The sequence below is a fragment of the Anaerococcus lactolyticus S7-1-13 genome, from assembly GCF_000758765.1.
GTDB classification, from domain to species: domain Bacteria; phylum Bacillota; class Clostridia; order Tissierellales; family Peptoniphilaceae; genus Anaerococcus; species Anaerococcus lactolyticus.
The window spans coordinates 1-19,890 of the sequence record NZ_JRMW01000023.1; the positions used below are offsets into that span (position 1 = coordinate 1).

Annotated in this window: 15 protein-coding genes, 1 tRNA gene, 1 rRNA gene and 1 pseudogene; 9 read left to right on the plus strand and 9 right to left on the minus strand. The window is 37.9% G+C overall.

Features of this window, described 5'->3' with window-relative positions; translation table 11 throughout:
• Positions 1 to 88: 88 nt before the first annotated feature.
• Positions 89 to 164 (minus strand) — tRNA-Ala (locus tag HMPREF1630_RS01765).
• A 114-nt stretch (positions 165 to 278) separates the two neighbouring features.
• Positions 279 to 1,806: ribosomal RNA gene (locus tag HMPREF1630_RS01770) — 16S ribosomal RNA — on the minus strand.
• Between the two features lie 669 nt (positions 1,807 to 2,475).
• Between HMPREF1630_RS01770 and HMPREF1630_RS01775 the strand changes: the two genes are divergently transcribed.
• Together HMPREF1630_RS01775 and HMPREF1630_RS01780 are read left to right on the plus strand one after the other, a co-directional pair.
• Positions 2,476 to 2,967, plus strand: coding sequence for an RNA polymerase sigma factor (locus tag HMPREF1630_RS01775; protein WP_037326522.1), 492 nt, complete (start codon positions 2,476 to 2,478; stop codon positions 2,965 to 2,967).
• Positions 2,957 to 3,532 carry a zf-HC2 domain-containing protein gene (locus HMPREF1630_RS01780; protein WP_037326524.1) on the plus strand — a complete coding sequence of 192 codons (576 nt, stop codon included), beginning with the start codon at positions 2,957 to 2,959 and terminating at the stop codon, positions 3,530 to 3,532. Before HMPREF1630_RS01775 ends, HMPREF1630_RS01780 begins: the two co-directional genes overlap by 11 nt.
• A gap of 58 nt (positions 3,533 to 3,590) precedes the next feature.
• Here HMPREF1630_RS01780 and pepF read toward each other — a convergent pair whose 3' ends face one another.
• The 4 genes from pepF to HMPREF1630_RS01800 are packed head-to-tail and all read right to left on the minus strand — an operon-like array spanning position 3,591 to position 8,004.
• Positions 3,591 to 5,369, minus strand: a complete 1,779-nt coding sequence (gene pepF, locus HMPREF1630_RS01785) for an oligoendopeptidase F (protein WP_037326527.1) — start codon at positions 5,367 to 5,369, stop codon at positions 3,591 to 3,593.
• A gap of 13 nt (positions 5,370 to 5,382) precedes the next feature.
• A complete protein-coding gene (locus tag HMPREF1630_RS01790) occupies positions 5,383 to 6,207 on the minus strand; it encodes a hypothetical protein (protein ID WP_037326529.1) in 825 nt (274 codons plus the stop codon).
• Positions 6,208 to 6,891, minus strand: coding sequence for a rhomboid family intramembrane serine protease (locus tag HMPREF1630_RS01795; RefSeq protein WP_004829779.1), 684 nt, complete (start codon positions 6,889 to 6,891; stop codon positions 6,208 to 6,210).
• Positions 6,892 to 6,906: 15 nt separating this feature from the next.
• Positions 6,907 to 8,004, minus strand: a complete 1,098-nt coding sequence (locus tag HMPREF1630_RS01800) for a glycerate kinase (protein WP_037326532.1) — start codon at positions 8,002 to 8,004, stop codon at positions 6,907 to 6,909.
• A gap of 773 nt (positions 8,005 to 8,777) precedes the next feature.
• Here HMPREF1630_RS01800 and HMPREF1630_RS01805 point away from each other — a divergent pair.
• Positions 8,778 to 9,680, plus strand: coding sequence for a DMT family transporter (locus HMPREF1630_RS01805; protein ID WP_037326534.1), 903 nt, complete (start codon positions 8,778 to 8,780; stop codon positions 9,678 to 9,680).
• Positions 9,681 to 9,778: 98 nt separating this feature from the next.
• Here HMPREF1630_RS01805 and HMPREF1630_RS09615 read toward each other — a convergent pair.
• The 3 genes and pseudogenes from HMPREF1630_RS09615 to HMPREF1630_RS01815 form a co-directional block, all read right to left on the minus strand.
• Positions 9,779 to 11,074 (minus strand): annotated as a pseudogene (locus tag HMPREF1630_RS09615) (FAD-dependent oxidoreductase).
• Positions 11,074 to 11,424 (minus strand): FMN-binding protein, encoded by a 351-nt coding sequence (locus tag HMPREF1630_RS09205; protein ID WP_081931849.1) that lies wholly within the window; start codon positions 11,422 to 11,424, stop codon positions 11,074 to 11,076. The pseudogene HMPREF1630_RS09615 and the gene HMPREF1630_RS09205 overlap by 1 nt, the downstream one beginning before the upstream one ends.
• Positions 11,415 to 11,645: a hypothetical protein gene (locus HMPREF1630_RS01815; RefSeq protein WP_037326536.1), complete on the minus strand. Its 231-nt coding sequence runs from the start codon at positions 11,643 to 11,645 to the stop codon at positions 11,415 to 11,417. Before HMPREF1630_RS01815 ends, HMPREF1630_RS09205 begins: the two co-directional genes overlap by 10 nt.
• Before the next feature lie 308 nt (positions 11,646 to 11,953).
• Between HMPREF1630_RS01815 and ahpC the strand changes: the two genes are divergently transcribed.
• From ahpC to guaB, 6 genes are all read left to right on the plus strand, one after another.
• Positions 11,954 to 12,523, plus strand: a complete 570-nt coding sequence (ahpC, locus tag HMPREF1630_RS01820; RefSeq protein WP_004829795.1) for an alkyl hydroperoxide reductase subunit C — start codon at positions 11,954 to 11,956, stop codon at positions 12,521 to 12,523.
• Between the two features lies 1 nt (position 12,524).
• A complete protein-coding gene (ahpF, locus tag HMPREF1630_RS01825; protein ID WP_037326562.1) occupies positions 12,525 to 14,054 on the plus strand; it encodes an alkyl hydroperoxide reductase subunit F in 1,530 nt (509 codons plus the stop codon).
• Positions 14,055 to 14,148: 94 nt separating this feature from the next.
• Complete coding sequence (gene guaD, locus HMPREF1630_RS01830) at positions 14,149 to 15,498, plus strand: guanine deaminase (protein WP_004829798.1); 1,350 nt, start codon at positions 14,149 to 14,151, stop codon at positions 15,496 to 15,498.
• Positions 15,499 to 16,830: a uracil-xanthine permease family protein gene (locus HMPREF1630_RS01835; protein ID WP_052039347.1), complete on the plus strand. Its 1,332-nt coding sequence runs from the start codon at positions 15,499 to 15,501 to the stop codon at positions 16,828 to 16,830.
• A gap of 108 nt (positions 16,831 to 16,938) precedes the next feature.
• Positions 16,939 to 17,703 (plus strand): MerR family transcriptional regulator, encoded by a 765-nt coding sequence (locus HMPREF1630_RS01840; RefSeq protein WP_037326538.1) that lies wholly within the window; start codon positions 16,939 to 16,941, stop codon positions 17,701 to 17,703.
• Between the two features lie 304 nt (positions 17,704 to 18,007).
• Positions 18,008 to 19,459 carry an IMP dehydrogenase gene (gene guaB / locus HMPREF1630_RS01845; protein ID WP_037326539.1) on the plus strand — a complete coding sequence of 484 codons (1,452 nt, stop codon included), beginning with the start codon at positions 18,008 to 18,010 and terminating at the stop codon, positions 19,457 to 19,459.
• Positions 19,460 to 19,890: the final 431 nt, after the last annotated feature.

The following is a 19,890-nucleotide window of genomic DNA, read 5'->3' on the forward strand; positions in this document are numbered from 1 at the left end:
CCACCTGGCGCCCTTTCTTTCTTGACTGGAAATATTGTTTGCTATTTAGTTTTTATTGGTTCACTGCAAATTCGCTTGCGAATTTGCTTGGTGGAGATAAAGAGATTCGAACTCTTGACCCCCTGCGTGCAAGGCAGGTGCTCTCCCAGCTGAGCTATATCCCCATGATTAGTGTTTTCTTTTTTTGGTTCTTTTTGAAAAACCAGTTTAAATATCAATGATTTTTGTTTTTTCTTTTCTGTCTGTGGGGAGAGAGCGTACCCTCTCCCCATCCTTAGAAAGGAGGTGATCCAGCCGCACCTTCCGATACGGCTACCTTGTTACGACTTCACCCCAGTTACTGACCCTACCTTCGACTGCTGCGTCCACAAGGGTTCGCTCACAGGCTTCGGGTATTGCCAACTTCCATGGTGTGACGGGCGGTGTGTACAAGACCCGGGAACGCATTCACCGCGGCATTCTGATCCACGATTACTAGCAACTCCAACTTCATGCACTCGAGTTGCAGAGTGCAATCCGAACTGGGACAGGCTTTTTGAGATTCGCGTGACATCGCTGTTTAGCTGCTCTGTGTACCTGCCATTGTAGCACGTGTGTAGCCCAAGTCATAAAGGGCATGATGATTTGACGTCATCCCCACCTTCCTCCGGTTTGTCACCGGCAGTATTGTTAGAGTCCCCAACTTAATGATGGTAACTAACGATAGGGGTTGCGCTCGTTATGGGACTTAACCCAACATCTCACGACACGAGCTGACGACAACCATGCACCACCTGTATTACAGTCTTCCGAAGAAGTAAGGAACTATCTCTAGCTCCCGCCGTAATATGTCAAGACTTGGTAAGGTTCTTCGCGTTGCGTCGAATTAAACCACATGCTCCGCTGCTTGTGCGGGTCCCCGTCAATTCCTTTGAGTTTCACGCTTGCGCGCGTACTCCCCAGGCGGAGTGTTTAATGCGTTAGCTGCGGCACCCAGATTTACTCCAGACACCTAACACTCATCGTTTACGGCGTGGACTACCAGGGTATCTAATCCTGTTTGCTACCCACGCTTTCGTACCTCAGCGTCAGATTATGGCCAGAAAGTCGCCTTCGCCACCGGTATTCCTCCTAATATCTGCGCATTTCACCGCTACACTAGGAATTCCACTTTCCCTTCCATATCTCAAGATGAGCAGTTTTAAAAGCTTACTGTAGTTGAGCTACAGGATTTCACTTCTAACTTGCTTACCCGCCTACGTACCCTTTACGCCCAATGATTCCGGACAACGCTCGGACCTTACGTATTACCGCGGCTGCTGGCACGTAATTAGCCGGTCCTTATTCCTATGGTACTGTCATTTTCTTCCCATAGAAAAGATTTTTACAACCCGAAGGCCTTCTAAATCACGCGGCGTCGCTGCATCAGGGTTTCCCCCATTGTGCAAAATTCCCCACTGCTGCCTCCCGTAGGAGTCTGGGCCGTGTCTCAGTCCCAATGTGGCCGTACACTCTCTCAAGCCGGCTACTGATCGCTGTCTTGGTGGGCCGTTACCTCACCAACTAACTAATCAGACGCAAGTCCATCTTAGAGCGATAAATCTTTGACCAACTCTTCATGCGAGGTGTTGGTGTTATAGGGTATTATTCTTCGTTTCCAAAGGCTATCCCCTTCTCTAAGGCAGGTTACTCACGCGTTACTCACCCGTCCGCCACTAATCCACTTAAAATCACTCCGAAGAGTTCATTTAAGTTTCATCGTTCGACTTGCATGTGTTATGCACGCCGCCAGCGTTAATCCTGAGCCAGGATCAAACTCTCATTAAAAATTTGTAATGAGAATCTTTCGATCTAGACTCTTCATTTACATCTAGCTTTTTGCCAAATGCGTGATTTAAAATTCTTTTTCAAGAATCATTACTGTAAAGAAATTTAACTAGGTTATAGTTGTTATTCTTTTAAAGTAATTATTAATATTCCTTTTTGGAATAGTAGTAATTAACTTTATCAATCTTCTATATAATTTTATCGACAAGACTAAGTCTTATCTAGGTTCAATGTCGCTTTGTTGTTGCGACTTTTATATAATACCACCAAGCTTTTATCTTGTCAAATATTTTTTGAAGTTTTTCTTAAAATATTTAACTGTTTACGACAAATGCCTTTAGCAGCATTAATACTAGTATACGATGCGAGGTAAAACTTGTCAAATATTTTTGCTAAGTTTTATTAGTCTATAAAGACTGTCCCTTAACATCGTGCCTTTATATAGTACTACCCTATACATAGCTTGTCAACTAGTTTTCCTAAAATCTTTTCATTTTTCTTACTATCAATTTTCCCTTCTATATATATAAACAAAAATCTATCATTAGTTTTTTTATAAAATATTAAAATTAATGATGAATTTTTGTAACATTTTCAAATCTCATTCGTTATTATTGTAGAAAGGCTCTTAAATGAAGTAGAGTATTTCATATAAACGAGGAGAAGGATATGGATTTTGCAAAAATTTATGAGGATTACAACAAGGATATATATAGGTTTGCCCTAAGTTTGTGCAAAAATCAAGATTTAGCTGTCGATATTTGCCATGAGACCTTTGCCAAGGCTATGGATAAAATTGATACGTTTGATGGGTCACAAGATATAAGGGCCTGGCTTTTTATCATTGCCAGAAATACCCTCTATGATTTTTACCGAAAACATAATAAAACAAACACCGGCTTTGACTTAAATCTAGTCGAAGATAAGAAAATATCCTTTGTCGAAAACATTGCCGATAAGGATCTCGCCCTTAAAGTCCACACCTTTCTCCATTCTATGAATGAACCTTACAAGGAAGTTTTCAATCTTAGAGTTTTTGGAGAGCTTGATTTTAAAAGCATAGGCCAAATTTTTGCCAAGACTGATAATTGGGCTAGGGTTACTTTTTACAGGGCCAAGAATATGATTATCGATTATTTGGAGGAAGAAAATGAAATATGAATGTGATATAGTTAAGGATTTGATGCCTTTATATATTGATGATGTTTTAAGCGAAAATTCAAAGATTTTTGTAAAAGACCACATTGACTCTTGCGAAGCTTGCAGGAAATATTACAAAAAATTATCTAGTGAAGTTAAAATCCCTTCTAGTAAAGACGCCAGAAAAGCCGATCTTAAACCTCTTGAATATTTAAAGGCAAGCCTTTCTAGGAAAATTATTAAAAGAGTCTTGGCTGTCGTCCTTGTGATAGGATTCTTTGTAGGAAGCTTTATTTTTGCTACTCGATATGAAATTCCAGTTGATTCATCTAAGGTGAATTTTTACGAAAAAGACGATTACTTGATGATTAAATACGATGGCCAGGGCGATCTCCTATACAGCGCAGGAGCGTCTTGGGAAAATAGAAAAGTCTGGACTATAAGGTTTTGGCAAACCCCATGGGAGAAATATGTAACTTCATTATATAAGAAAGAAAAATACGATAATGACTTAATGCCTCTTTATAAGGCAAAAAAAGTTTATGGCGAGAGCGGAATCCTTTTGTGGGAAAAGAAGGATAAATAGATTCACTATTAAAAAATACCCCCTTTGCACTTGCAAGGAGGGTATTTTTGTGCTTTTATTAAAGAATTGCTGCTCTTAAGTCTTTCATTGCTTTTCTTGCTACTTCCATTGCGGATTCCATGGCTTTCTTGTTGGTCATGTCGACTCCTGCTTTTTTGAGGACTTCTATTGGGTATTCGCTTTCGCCTGCTTTTAGGAATCCTAAATAAGCTTCTCTATCGGTGTCTGTGCCGTGAAGGATTTTTTGTGATAGGGCTACTGCACTCATGAAGCCTGTTGCGTATTGGAATACATAGTAGAACATATAGAAGTGTGGGATTCTTGCCCATTCTGCTGCTATATAGTCATCTACTTTTATATCCTTACCGAAGAGTTCTTCGTTTAATTCTTTGTAGATTCCGTGGAGTCTTTCGGCTGGGATTGGCTCTGCGTTTTCTACTAATTTATTTACCTTGTGTTCAAATTCTGCAAACATGGTTTGTCTGAATACTGTTGATTTGAATTGGTTTACAAAGTAGTTTAGTAGGTATTTTGTTTCAGCTTCTGATTGGCTGTGCTCTAGCATGTAGTTTAATAATAAGAGCTCGTTGGTTGTTGATGCAATCTCTGCTAAGAAAATTGAATATGAACCATAGGCATATGGTTGGGTGCTTCTTGTGTAGTAAGAATGCATAGAGTGGCCTAATTCGTGAACTATGGTGAAGACGTCGTTGATTGTGTTGGTGTGGTTTAAGAGGATAAATGGTTGGGTATCATAAGATCCTGATGAATATGCACCAGACCTCTTGCCTTCATTTGGCATTACGTCAAACCATCTTTTTTCAAAACCTTCTCTGGCAACTTTTACATATTCTTCACCAAGTGGTTTGATTGCTTCAAGAACAATTTCTTTGGCTTCGTCAAAGTCAATTTGTCTGTCATAATCTTCTACTAATGGCACATAGATGTCGTGGAAGCCTAGGTCGTCTACTCCTAAGTATTCTTTTCTAAGTGTGGTGTAGTCTCTGTGGATGTCTGCGTTATCGTGTATTACTTCTAGTAAATTATCGTATATTTCTTCTGGAATGTTGTTGGCAAATAGGCTCATTTCCCTAGCTGATTTGTAGCCTCTTAATTTTGCTTCTACATTGTGGGCAGTAAATTCCCCGTCAAGGGTAGATGCTAGGGTGTTTGAGTATTGCCTATATGTTTCGTAATATTTTTCATAAACTTTGCGTCTAAAGTCTCTGTCTGGGTCTTCTTGAAGGGTTACAAAGTTTGCATTTGAAATTTTAACTTCTTCGCCGTCTTTTTCCACACTTGGGAAGGATAGGTCAGCGTTGTTAAAAATCATGTAGGTGTTTTGTGGGTTATTTTTTAATTTACCAAAAGCTGCAAGGATTGCTTCACTTTTAGCATCTAGAACGTGGTCCTTGGCCCTGAATTTATCTTCAAAATGATGTTTTAGGTAGGAAATCTCAGGATCTTCTAGATATTTATCAATAATTTTCTCATCTGTAGATAAAATTTCTGGTGAGATGAAGGCTAGTTCGCTTGCTGCGTAAACATAGGTGTTTTGAGCGACTTGGCTCATTTCTTGGTACTTCGCTACGGTAGTATCTTCATCTGATCTTAGTGATGAATATACGTAGGCCTTTTCCATTTTTCTTGAAAATTCCTCTTCAAGTTTTAAATATTTCTTGAAAGTTTCAAGGTCGCTTGTTAGTTTGCCCTTAAATTTCTTAAGCTCTTCTACAAGGGCCTTTACTTCTTCTATATCCTTATAAAATCCCTCATCATCAGTATAGATTGATGAGGTGTCCCATTTTAATCTTTCTTCAACTTCGCTTCTTTTCATACTTTCTCCTTTTTTATTTTATACTTAAAATAGCGTCATTTTTATCTTTATCAAGTAATTTTAGTTCGATAATCCTATCCGAACTTGTAGCCGGCATGAGGCCAACCAAGACCTTCCTGCCATTTATTTCTGCCTTTACGTCTTGGCTTTCTATTTTATAAACACTGAAGATTTCCTTTAGGTATTCTTCTTCCTTGTCAATCCTTTTGGAAATCGCCATCTCAAGATCGCCTGGCTTTGGATTTTCGCTTGCCTCTACAGGCTTGCTCATCCTATAAACATTAACATTTACGTCATCAGTAGAATTTTCAAAGTGGAATGAATCTATCAAAGACATGTACTTGTTATAAATATAGTAGGCACTCTTAGTCTCCTTGCCATCTATCACAACTTGGCTTGCAATAAGGCATGGACCAGACTCTGCCTCTACAAGGTCAAAGTTCACCTGGCTAAAAACATTATCGCTAGTAACAAGAGGGCCATATTCTTTCTCAACTATATTGTCCTTATCCTTAAAGGCAAGAACGGCTGTATATGAGCTTGGGCTATAGGAAGACTCAAGAACTTCCACCCCAATTTTCTTGCCAGCAAAATCAAACTTCTTAAGAAAACCCAAGGCATCTTTTAGGTAAATCTTGCTAGACATATGCCCCTTGCCATAGACCTTCTCAAAGTCCACATCATCTTCAGACTCAGTATTTGAAACATACTTAATCTCTGGAAATTTCATTTTTTCTTCACTCGCAGTCTCTCCCATATCTTTCTTAAATTCACTCTTGGATTCAAAACCACAAGAAGAAAGGATAAGGGTGAGAATTAGTGCTAAAATTATTTTCATCTAGACTCCTATCATAGACTTAACGCCAATCTTGTAAAGGGCAAAACTTCCTGCCAATAAAATTATAAGAGAAATAAGTCTTCTAGGGCTTGAGATTTCTCTTGCCAGTATAGGAAAAATTCCCGCTAAAAGAAAACCTGCAATAAAACCACCTAAATGACCATAAACTCCAACCCCTGGTGCAAGAAGTGAATAAACCACATTTATAACTACAATAGATATAAAACTAGCTCCGAAACTTCTTATGATTTCATCATTCCTATAGGTCGCCATAAGGCCAATAGCAAGGCCTAGCATACCGTAAAGGCTAGTTGATGCACCAGCAGATACCGTATAAGGGCTACCAAGGGCAAAGGATAAGAGGTTGCCAAAAATTCCAGATATTAAATAAATGATCAAAAAGTTGAAAGACCCGAATAATCTTTCAAAAATCGGACCTAAACTATAAAAGAAATACATATTAAATAATATATGGAAAAAACCAATATGGATGAAGGACGCTGTAATAAGCCTCCACCACTCACCATGTGCCACAAGAATTTTGGAATTTGCACCAAATCTTATTAAGTTTTCAATATTTTCGCTTCCACCACTCAGGCTCATCAAGACAAAGACGATTATATTTATAACCATCAAAACCGATGTGACCCTAGCTTGGCTAAGTCGTTCTAAATTTATACTCATATGTCTACTATACCCCTAATTTTCCCTCGCTAAAATGGACTTATCAAGACTTATAGCAAGGCCTGCAATCGCCTTGTGGATATCCTTCCTGTCGTAGGAATCCTTGAGTTTGTAGGTAAAAATAAGATCAAAATCTCCCCTATTTTCAATTTTCCTTCCATCCTTGTCTTGGAGGAAAATTATTTTTATATCTTTTTTATATCTCTTGGCAAGACTTGCCACATTAATTGAAGCTGCACCGTTAAATTGGTCTACATTTTCCCCAAGAATTAAAACATCCTTATCCCTAATCAAATCCTTAAAATCTATAGTTTCTAAGATAAAATCCATAGACTTAGAAATTTTTGCCCTAAAGAACATATAAAGAGCCCAAGCAACACCACCACCAGAACCCATAGCTGGCATATCAACAGATCCAGTGCCTAGGGTGTCTTCAATAATTTTTTTAAAATGCTTGCAACCATTAAAAAGTCTTGCTGTGTCATAATCGCTCGCGCCCTTCCTGTAGACCCTGTCTTCAAGGAAAGAATTTTTACCAAAAAGGGTTTGGTTAGTAGATGTTGCTATCCTAATCTCAACTCCCCTAAGTCTTTCATCGAGTCCACCTATGTCAACCCTAGCAACTCTTCCCATATTTTCAGCGATAGGATTTAGGCCATTGTCATTTTCATCAAAAAATCTCACGCCAAGAGCATAGAGCATACCCATGCCAAGATCGTTAGTCGCTGTATCTCCAATGCCAATATAAAAAGACTTGGCCCCATTATTAAGACCATCAAGAACCATCTCTCCAAAACCAAGTGAAGACGACTCCATCACCCTAAGTTCTTCCTTATACAAAAGTCTAATGCCAGATGACTCTGCCATCTCCATCACTGCAAGATCGTCTTTTAAAATATACCTAGCAGTAATCACATCGTTAAGAGGATTGTGGACATTTACATACTTATACTTGCCCTTGATAATAGCCTGCATAGCCTCAACAGTTCCCTCGCCCCCATCAAGAAAAGGCATAACTTCAACATCAGACAACAAATTAACCTTAAAAATATTTCCAATTTCAACTGAGTTTTCAAATGTTTTTATAGAATCTATTCCTACTAAAGTTTTCATAACAACTCCAATCTCTAATATTTTTATACCCGAAATCAAGCAAAATATTGCTAACACTTTAACAAAATCCAATAAATTTAACTAAAAGCTTTACAGAAAGGCTAATTCTTGCTATACTAGATAAGAAAGTAAAAACTTTCGCTGTTTAACTCAGGGAGAAATCCCACCATTAGAGACCATTAGCAATAATTGCTAGTGGTCTGTTTTAATGGTAAGCCAAACGTTGCAAGTAATGTTTGGCTAGTTTTCACAATATATCGAGCACCAAAGGTGCGGAGATAGATTGATAAAAAACATTACGTTCTTTACAAAATCTTGGTACAAGATTTTACTTCACTTTTGCAGGCAAAATTTTTAAGGTTCTCACAATTTTACAAGGACGAAGTCCACAGGAATATTGATGAAAAACCTTATGTAATTTTTGAGGCAAGCCCGTCCGGATCGGGGAGGACATGCGACGAATAGGAGCATCCGGAATAAAAATATTACATTCCTTTTAAAAAGATTAGGGCTGTTACAGAATGAATAAATCGTCCCAAATCACCAGAGGAACCTTGCGGAAAATTTCGCCTCCACGAACCGGCAGGTAACCTGAAGCCGACGGTCGGCCCAAAAATTTCCCACAAGAACCCTCTAGTGATGGGAAGATAGTTATTCATAGTTTTGCAACAGCCTCTTTTTTATTTCCTTAAGCTTGCCCCCCCTTTTTTGCTAATATCTTTTTATTTGGTAAAGTCTTAATAGTATTAAGAAATTTTTATCAGGAGGTTAATTTGTTAAAAAATAAAAAAAATGCGATTATCTTTTCAATTTTCGCCATGCTTTTATGGGGTTCTGCGATTCCAACCATAAAAACAACCTACCATGTTCTTGATGTCAGTACCACCGATACAGGGGCAAAAATCCTTATTGCTGGTATGAGGTTCTTCCTTGCCGGCCTTATTACTTTTTTATATTTAAGACTTTTTAATAAGGAGAAGATTGTAAAAAGCGAAATTAATTGGAAATTTATTATAATAATTGGTATCCTTCAGACCTTCATCCAATATATTTTATACTATATTGGCTTATCTCATATAGCTGGGGTGAAGTCTTCTATAATCCAGGCTTCTAACTCCTTCATTGTTGTTATCTTATCCTTGCTTTTGTTGCCTGGGGATAAGATAAATAAAAATATGATTATAGCACTAATCCTTGGGACAGCTGGTATTATAGTTACTAACTTGGGCAAGGGGGCGAGTTCTGAAGGTTTTAAGTTTACTGGCGATGGTTTTATCCTTATATCAACTTCAATTAACGCCCTTTGCACAGTTCTGATCAGAAAATACGGCCAGAAGGAAAATTCTTATTTTCTTATGGCGAACCAATTTATTATCGGTTCAATCTTAATGATTATTACTGGTCTACTCCTTAAGGACGGAAGCCTCGTTTTTAATATTAGGGCAGTTATTTTATTAATTTACGCAGCTTTTATATCGGCTACAGCCTTTACTATTTGGACAGTTGTGCTTAAATACCATTCTGCTGGCGAGTTTGGAATTTACAAACTCTTTGTCCCACTTTTTGGCTCTATACTCTCGGTTCTAATCCTTGGGGAAGCCTTCACATTAAACCTTGCCATCGGCATGGTCCTTGTATTGGGAGGCTCTCTAGTCTTAAATTTAAATAAAAATTAATAACTTAAGATAAAGAATTCTGCTTAACTTACCGGTTCTTGTATCCATTTTAAAATAACGCAAGCTAAAAGGATGTGAAAAAATCACATCCTTTTGTCTTATTTTTTATCTGCAGCGTTTTGTCCGGCTATTCTGCCAAATACTACTGTATCTACTATTGCATTTCCACCTACTCTGTTGGCACCATGGATGCCTCCAGTAACTTCGCCTGCTGCATACAAGCCCTTGATTGCATTGCCATCTTTATTTAATACATGGCAATTTTTGTCAATTCTCAAACCTCCCATTGTGTGGTGAAGAGATGGAACTCTAGGTACTGCAACAAATGGACCCTTTTCAAATTTGATTGTGAGATTTTCACGACCAAATTCATCTTTTTTGTCATCAACAGCTTTGTTATATTTGTCTATAGATTCTTTTAAGTTTTCGTAAGGAACATTCATTTTTTCTGCTAGTTCCTCAAGGGTGTCACCCTTAACCCAACCAAATTCTCCATTTTCTAATACAGTTTTGAAGTCTTTGCCTTCAATTGTCTTTTCATTATCAAAATCAAGAGCATCTGATGAGTGGATTAGCCACATTTCACCGTCTTTTTGATCAAATATTGCCTTGCATATTACATCACGTCTGCCATCTTCTCTGACAAACCTCTTGCCCTCTTTGTTTACAAATAAAGTTTTTTCTGCGCCTAAATCTACAAGACCTGTTATTTGACCTTTCTTTGGTATGCCTAGGTATAAAAATTGCATTAGACCCATGTCAACTAGGTCAGCTCCTGCTTCCTTGCCCATAGTGATACCATCGCCTCTTATGGAATCGAGGTTGGTAGATATGGTGTTTTTATCTAGGTTTGGTCATTTCTCAGCATCTTTGTATTCTACAACCATATCTGCATTTTTAGCAAAGCCACCAGTTGAAATTATAACTGCTTTGTTTGCCTTTATCTTTAATTCTGACCCATCGTGATTTTCGCAAACAACTCCACTTACCTTATCGCCATCCATCAAGATCTTCTTGGCTGTTGTTTCGGTTAAAAGCTTGTAATTTTCTTTATCTTTTAAGTTCTCTTCATAGGCTTCTATTAGGCCTGTACCGTTTGGTTTTACTGCTTGATGAGTTCTAGGATAAAGTGAGCCTGCTCCTTGGATTATCTTATCTTCAAATTCAGTTCCGAGTTTTTTAAGCCATTCTAGTCCATCATAAGCATTGTCTGTCAAAGTTTTTACAAGTTCTGGATTTGCAGCTTTATCTCCCGCTTCATATGTTTGCTTGAAGAATAATTCATTTGAATCTTCTATACCTTGGGCTTTTTGTTTTTCTGGATCTGGTGCATTATATCTACCTCCAGATAGGATGGTATTTCCACCAACATAGCCATTTTTCTCAACAACTATTACAAAAGATCCTTTTCTACAGCCTCAACAGCAGCTGCTAAACCAGCTCCACCTCCACCTAGGATTACTACATCAGCATCAAGTTCACTTGGATATTCCCTATCTTCTTTGTATTCCTCTTTGAACTTATCAGCTATGTTTGCTTCTTTAAGAGCGTTTGTAACTGCTAGCATAAGTCCCTTTGATGAAGCAGTAGCGCCAGTAACTGTATCCACATTTACAGATTGGCCCTTCTTGATTCTTTCTGCAACTATTGGCATTGCGACCTTACCAACACCAGCTGATTCTAAGTTCTCAAGGATTTCGATGTTTTCGATTTTTCCATCTTTTAAGTCAACAGCTACCTTAATATCCCCGCCGTAGCCTGGACCTGTGGCTTCAAACTTTCCTTCAGTTTTTTCGCCTTCTTTTTTCTCTTCCTCTTTAGAATCTTCTTTTTTGTCAGCTTCATCAGATTTTTCTTCTTGCTTTTTTCTTCAGCAGGCTTTTCTTCTGATTTCTGGCAAGCTGTTAAGCTGGACAGCCCCAAAAGTAAAGCCAAGGCTAAAGAAATCCTTTTCTTGTTGTTCATACTTTACTCCTTTCATAATACTTTCTATAAGTATAGAATATCATATTTTTTAGCCGAGTAAACAATTATCAATATATTACAAGTCTTATATTTACGCAAAAGTGATACATTTTGAAAATCTATATCTGAGGCTTAGTTAGGGATTTTATTTTTTCCCCTATCCCAATACTCATTAAAGTCTATTTTAGTAAAACGATTTTTTATTTTTCTTTCTTTGTAGGGACTGCAAAACTTGACTTTTGTATTTAGAATGATTATAGTTATTACTACAGATGCTTATCTGAAAAATTTTTTAAAAGGAGAATATTATGGCTTTAATAGGAAAAACATTACCAGAATTTAAACTAGACGCTTACAATCCAGCTAAGGAAGAGTTTGTAACTGTAACTAACGAGGACTTAAAGGGTTCTTACACAGTTCTTATCTTCTACCCAGCTGACTTTACTTTTGTTTGCCCAACAGAGCTTGAAGATATGCAAGAATCTTATGATGAACTAAAGGCTCTTGGTGCTGAAGTTTATTCAGTTTCTGTTGATACTCATTTTGTTCATAAGGCTTGGCATGATAATTCAGAAGCTATTAGCAAAATTAAGTACACAATGATTGGCGATTCTAATAAAGAACTTACTAGAGAACTTGACCTTCTTGACGAATCAGGCAAGGCTCACAGGGCTACTCTTGTAATCGACCCAGAAAATGTTATCCAAACTATAGAAATCAACGCTGATGGTATAGGTAGAAAAGCTAATGTTAATATAAACAAGGTTAAGGCTGCAAAATACGTTGCAAGTCACCCAGGTGAAGCTTGCCCTGCTAAATGGGAAAGCGAAGCTGACGCAACTCTTACACCAGGACTTGACCTAGTTGGTAAAATCTAATATGTTAGATACTAATCTAAAAAACCAGTTAGCCCAATACTTTGGCCTCTTGAAAACAGAGGTCACTATTGGGCTTTCTGCTCATGATGAAAAGTCAAAAAAAGTTAGAGAATTTGTAGAAGAAGTTGTGGCTCTTTCAGATAAGGTTAAGCTTGTCGAAAAAGATTTGCCATATACTCCTTCCTTTGAAATCAAGGGTGCTTTTGACCACGGAAGAATTATTTTTGCTGGTCTTCCTCTTGGCCACGAGTTTGCTTCCTTTGCCCTAGCTATGCTCCAAGCTGGAGGCATCGCTCCAAAGATTGACGATTCTGACAAAAAAAGAATTGAATCCTTGGGCCCAGCAGACTTTGAAACCATCGTTTCCCTTTCCTGTCACAATTGCCCAGATGTAGTTCAGGCCCTAAATATAATGGCGATTTTAAATCCAAAAATCAACCACACTATGATCGACGGTGGCACCTTCCAAGATTTGGCGGAGTCTAGAGATGTTCTAGCTGTTCCTGCCATTTTCAAAGACGGAGAATTTTTCGAAGGTGGCAAGCAATCCCTAGCAAGTCTTTTAGACAAACTTGGAACCAAGGTTGATAAGGGCGAATTTGCCAACAAGGGACTTTTCGATACCCTAATTATAGGTGGTGGTCCAGCAGCTGCTACAGCTGCAATTTACGCTGCAAGAAAGGGCATCAAAACTGGCCTTGTTGCCAGCGAATTTGGTGGTCAAGTCAATGAGACTTTGTCCATAGAAAATATTCCTGGTTTTAAATACACAGAAGGCCCTGATTTCATGGTTCAAATGAAAGAGCAAGTGACAAGCCTTGATGTTGACCTAATGACGGGTGTCCTTGCAGATGGAATAAAGGCAGTTAGCGACAAGGTTGAAATAAGCCTTGATAATGGAGCAAAACTTTTTGCCAAGACTGCAATAATCGCAACAGGTGCAAGGTGGAGACTAATTGGCATCCCTGGTGAAACTGAATTTAGGAACAAGGGCGTTGCCTATTGTACCCACTGTGATGGTCCACTCTTTAAGGGTAAAAACGTCGCTGTAATCGGGGGCGGCAACTCTGGTATAGAGGCAGCTATAGACCTTGCGGGCATTGTAAAACACGTAACAGTCCTAGAATTTTTGCCAGAACTAAAGGCAGATGAGATTTTACAAAAGAAATTAAAATCCCTTGATAATGTGAAAGTCATAACCAACGCCCAAACAACTGGTCTTTACGGCGAAGGCAGGGTTGAAAGACTCGAATATACAGACAGAATAAGTGGCGAAGAAAACAAGCTTGATATAGCAGGTTGCTTTATCCAAGTCGGTCTAATTCCAAATACTGATTGGATGGGAAATTCAGGTATAGAAAAGAATAAGATGGGAGAGGTCATCACAGCTAATGATGGATCTACCAACATCGAAAGAATCTACGCTGCAGGCGATGCTACCGATAGCAAGTTTAAACAAATTGTAATCGCAGCAGGCTCTGGTGCCACAGCAGCCCTAGGTGCCTACAACTACCTAATGGTAAATGAATAAAAAATTCGTCCTTCGGGGCGATTTTTTTATTTTCTCCTTGACTGTATAGCTACTATAGGCTATATGATATTTCCAAAATCTTCAGGAGGTAACAATGAATAAGTCATTTGCAATAGAAGCCAAAGCTTTTTATAGCAAAAGTTTTGACCAAGTTAAATTTATAAACAAGGGGATTTTTCTAATAAACGAAGATGGTTTTATAGAAGAAATTTATGAAAAATCTCATGCTGCTTATGATGAAATAAGACAAAAGCTACTAGAAGATGGCAAACTCAGGGTTTTAGCTGATGATGAATACATATTGCCAGGTTTTATAGACCTTCACAACCACGCTCCCCAGTGGCCACAAGCTGGTACTGCCCTAGATAGTCCACTAGAAGTTTGGCTTGGTAAATATACCTTCCCACTTGAAAGCAAGTATAGGGATTTAGAATTTGCCAACATGGTTTATAGAGATTTGGTAAAAGAAACTTTGAAATTCGGTACAACAACTGCAATGTATTTTTCAAGCGTTGATAGGGCGCCATCTACTCTTCTCGCCCAAATCTGTGGAACTCTTGGCCAAAGAGGTCTTGTTGGCAAGGTTGTTATGGATGATCCTACTGCCAACCCTGATTATTGCAGGGATAAGTCAGCCAAAGATGCTATTGAAGAATCAAGGCTCTTTATAGATGAGGTTTTAGCCATAAAGGATACCTACAAGCAAAAAGTATATCCTGTAATCACGCCTAGGTTTATACCTTCTTGTTCAGATGAGGCCCTAGAAGGCCTTGGAGAGCTTGCTAAAACCTATAAAGATATCCATATCCAAAGCCATGTTAGCGAAAGCGACTGGGAGCATGGTTATGCTATAGAGAGGTACGGAATCCACGATGCTACGGCTCTAGATAAGTTTGGGCTTATAAATGAAAGAACTATCCTAGCCCACGCTTGCCACCTATCAGAAGAAGATATGAAACTTTTGGCAGAAAGAGGCGCAAGTATCGCCCACAGTCCGATTTCAAATGCTTATTTTGCAAATGCAGTCCTACCTGTCAAAACTTGCCAGGAAAACGGCCTAAATGTAGGTCTTGCTACTGATATTTCCGGTGGTTATAGCCCTAGCATGTATACAGCTATAAGACAAGCTGTTATCTCATCTAGGATGCTAAACGACGGAGTAGATCCAGCCCTAGCTAGTGATAAAAGAGGCAGAAAAGACTCGTCAATAACTCTAAATAGAGCCTTTTACCTTGCGACAGCAGGAGGTGGCAAGGCCCTAAAACTACCTATAGGAAAACTTGAAAAAGGCTATGCCTTTGATATACAAATTCTGAAAATAGATGAGGCAATTCCACACTTTTATGAGGAGCTCTCTGATATAGATGTCCTCCACAAATTATTGCTCTTATCAGAATCTTCAAACATAAAAGAAGTCTACATCCAAGGAGAAAGGGTCAAATAGATGGAAAATAATATACAAAATCCCAACGAGAAAAAAATAGAAGAAAAAATCCCCACTGGCAAGGCCCTAGTCCTTGCCCTCCAGCACACTTTAGTTATGAATGCTTATGTTGTGCCTTTAATCATAGCTTCAATTTTACTTTTTGACGACGCCCAAAAGGTGAGCATAATCCAATCAACCTTTTTGGTATCAGGAATAACAACCCTAATTCAAGCCCTAGTTTTTATGAAATATCCCCTTGTCTATGGTGCAAGTTTTGTGCCTGTTGGCGGTATTATCGGAATTTACATGATAAATGGTGGCAATATCGATTCTTGGGCCTATGTGGTTGGCGCTTGTCTAATAGGTGCCTTTGTCCAAGTTATGATAGGGTTATCAAAGCAATTTAACAAAATCCTCCAGTCCTTGATATCTCCAGTTGTTGGAGCAAGTATAGTTTTAAATATCGGGCTTTCCCTCATACCCCTAGCTCTAAATTCGCAAATTTTTGTAGAAAATGAAGCTAGCTTGGGAGAAAATATAACAATTGCTCTTATAACAATGCTTGCCATGATGGTTTTTTCTATCCTTGGTGAAAAAAATAATAAGGTAGGTTCTATTTCTAGGATAGGGTCTGGTATTTTTGCTCTTTTATGTGGGTTTCTAGTCTATTTATCTTATGGTTATGGCAATTTTGAACCAGTTAAAAACGCTAGCTTTTTTGCAAGGCCCGCCCTACCTTTTATTGACTTTTCTATAAAATTTGACCTAGCGTCAGTCTTTACTATGATTATTTTATACTTTGTAATAATGACAGAGACTGTTGGGTCATGGCTTGCAACAAGTTCTACAACCCAAACAGAACTCACAGAAGAAAGGGTCAACAAGGGTGTAACAGGGCTTGGAATTGCCAATATAATATCTTCACTTTTTGGAGTAAGCCCAATGACAGCTTACTCTTCAAACGTGGGAGTCCTTGCCCTATCCAAAGTTTTTAGCAGGCACATAATGACCTTTGTTGGCGCCATCCTTATCCTAATAGGTTTTTCAGGCAAATTGTCAGCCATCATCACAGTCATCCCATCAGCTGCTATTGGTGGAGTATTTTTGGTAACAAGTGGTATTATTGCCCTAGCAGGGATTAATATGGTCAAAAACATAAAGCTTGATAGTAAGGGTCAATATATTTTGATCATATCTATGTCTTTTGCCCTAGGATTAAACCTAATCCCAGAAGACTTTATAAAAAGCCTACCTGTTATAATCCAATATATCCTAGGATCATCTATAGCAAGCTCTGCCCTAGTAGCTATCATCTTAAATAAAATTATTCCTGATGGCAAAATCTCATAATATTATTAATTATAAAAAAATTTCTAAACTCTCACTTTTATGGCAAATGTGGGAGTTTTCTTGCTTAAAATGACGATAAAAATTAGTATGATAATAGAGGAGGTTGTGATGAAATATTTATCCGTAAGTGAATTTGCCAATATGTTTAATGTCAGTAGGCAAACTTTGATTTATTATGACAAAATAGACTTATTTAAACCCTGTGAGGTTGATGCAAAGACCGGTTATAGAAAGTACACCTACAATCAATTTTCTCAATTTTCTTTTATAAAATTTCTTAGGAGCCTAGGATTTTCTATAGAAAAAATCAAGGACCTTTTAAGCCATGATAACCTAAACACCCTAAAAGAAGAACTAAATTTCCAGGCAGATATGATCCTTAAAGAACAAGAGAGATTATCAGAAATTATACAGACTATAGATAGAAAGTTGGATTTTGTTGATGAGAAACTAAAAATCAGCAAAAATATAGACTATGATTTTATTTCTAGCCCACCTATGATATATTATTCCCTTGGCTATGAAGAGAACATCTACAACTCTTCCCTGTTTTTCAACTATCCAACCCTAGTTTTTTATAATTACAAAAAAGAAATTAGATCCTACGATAAAGTTTTTGGGGCCCTAGTTGGCTTTAATTATGTCAAAGAAGAATACGAAGACTTTATAAAATATCTAGACAAATACCAGGCCCTAAGATTTTTTTATGAAGGTCCTTATGCCGATATACCAAGGGTTGTGGAAGAGGCTAAGAAAAAATTTCCAGATAAGAATTTCTCCAAAGATTTTATCTGCATAAATATTTTAGATCCCTTCCTAGAAAATATGGTAGATAGGTATTTGACAGAAATCCATATTCCTATTTGTAGTTAAATATATATAATTGCTATATAGTCGCTCATATCTTTTATTTGCTTTATATCTTTATTAACCATCTTGCTAGATAAATAATAAATTAAAATCGTCCGCCAGGGCGATTTTTTTTATTTGTAGGGACAAGACCCCTAATTTCCTTGTAAATTTACCAATTTTAAAACTCTTGGGAAAATCATTAGACGAGTCATATTTTTAAAGGTATAGTAAGAAAAATAATTGAATAGAGTGTTGCAAAAAGCAATGATTTTGCTTTAAAAGAGTGTATTGTTTCTATTAGAATCAAAGAAAAGAGGAGATTAATATGAAAATTATAGGCGACGGCTTAACTTTCGATGACCTACTTCTTGTACCAGGCCCATCTGAAGTTTTACCAAATCAAGTAGAAATCAAAACAAACTTAACAAAAAAAATCAAGCTAAATATTCCATTAATGTCAGCATCAATGGATACTGTTACCGAGTATGAAATGGCTATTGCCATGGCTAGACAAGGTGGTATTGGTATTATTCACAAAAATATGTCAATAGAAGAGCAAGCTGCTCAAGTTGACAGGGTTAAGAGAAGTGAACATGGTGTTATAACTGATCCCTTCTATCTTCACCCATACAACAGCCTCGGTGATGCCCTTGACATCATGGCCCACTACAGGATTTCTGGTGTACCAATAGTCGATGATGATATGTGCTTAAAAGGCATCCTTACAAACAGAGATGTGAGATTCCAAGATGATGAAAGCGTCCTAATTGACGATATTATGACCAAGGATAATTTGATCCTGGGCAAAGAAGGCATCAGTATGGAAGATGCTATAAAGAAAATGGAATCTGGTAAGGTTGAAAAACTCCCAATTGTTAATGACGAAGGCAAGCTAAAGGGACTTATCACAATCAAAGACATAGAAAAAACCAGACAATATCCAAATTCAGCAAGAGATGCCCAAGACAGACTCCTAGTTGGTGCAGGTGTTGGTATCACAGGTGATATGATGGAAAGAGTTGACGCTCTTGTCGGTGCAAAGGTTGACGTAATCGCCCTTGATACTGCTCACGGACACTCTAAAGGCGTTATAGAAGCTGTCAAAAAAATCAAAGCCAAATACCCAGACCTCCAAGTAATAGCTGGTAACATCGCAACAGGCGAAGCCGCAAGAGACCTAATAGAAGCTGGCGTCGACTGTGTTAAAGTCGGAATTGGTCCTGGATCAATTTGTACAACCAGGGTTGTAACTGGTGTTGGTGTGCCACAAATATCTGCCATTGTCGACTGCGTGGAAGTTGCCAAAGAATACGGCATCCCAGTAATAGCAGACGGTGGTATAAAATATTCTGGCGATATAACCAAGGCCCTAGCCTGTGGAGCAAATGTTGTAATGGCTGGTTCCCTCTTTGCAGGAACTGAGGAAAGCCCAGGCGAGACAATCATGTTCGAAGGTAAACAATTTAAAGAATACCGCGGCATGGGTTCACTCGCAAGCATGAAATCAGGTTCATCAGATAGATATTTCCAAAATGACACCAAAAAATACGTACCGGAAGGCGTTGAAGGCCGTGTAGCCTTTAAGGGATATGTTGGTGACGTTATCTACCAACTCCTCGGTGGTCTCAGGTCTGGTATGGGCTACGTAGGAGCTGCCAACCTCAAAGAACTTTACGAAAAATCAAAATTCGTAAGAATCTCCCCAGCCTCCCTAGTAGAAAACCACCCACACGATATTCAAATTACAAGAGAATCTCCAAACTATACAAAGAAGTAGGGATTTTAAAAGTGACTGGCATCTTAAAAAGGTCCAGTCACTTTTTTTGCTCGGTAATTACCTAATAAAAATATTTTTAGTATAAAATCAAGTTTTAAGCTTAGTTAACTAACATTTTTTAATCTATCCTACATTTGTAATTCCATCTTCCATTTCGACTTCGATTTTTATTTTTCATTCCCTAATAAATTTTGTATATTTTACTTTCATCTCCCACTATTTTTTCGATTTAATTCTTCAAATATTTTGTGATTTTATATTTCTTTTTTCAAAATCAACTGGTTTTTTGTTTTTTTAGTCAGCTTTTAAGCACACACTTAACTCTAAATCCAATCCTTACTAAGCTCTTATTTCCAATATTTCTCTAGAGTGCTCAAGCATCTTTTTTCTTGTTAAATTTTTATTATTTTTTTGATAATGCAAATCATTCT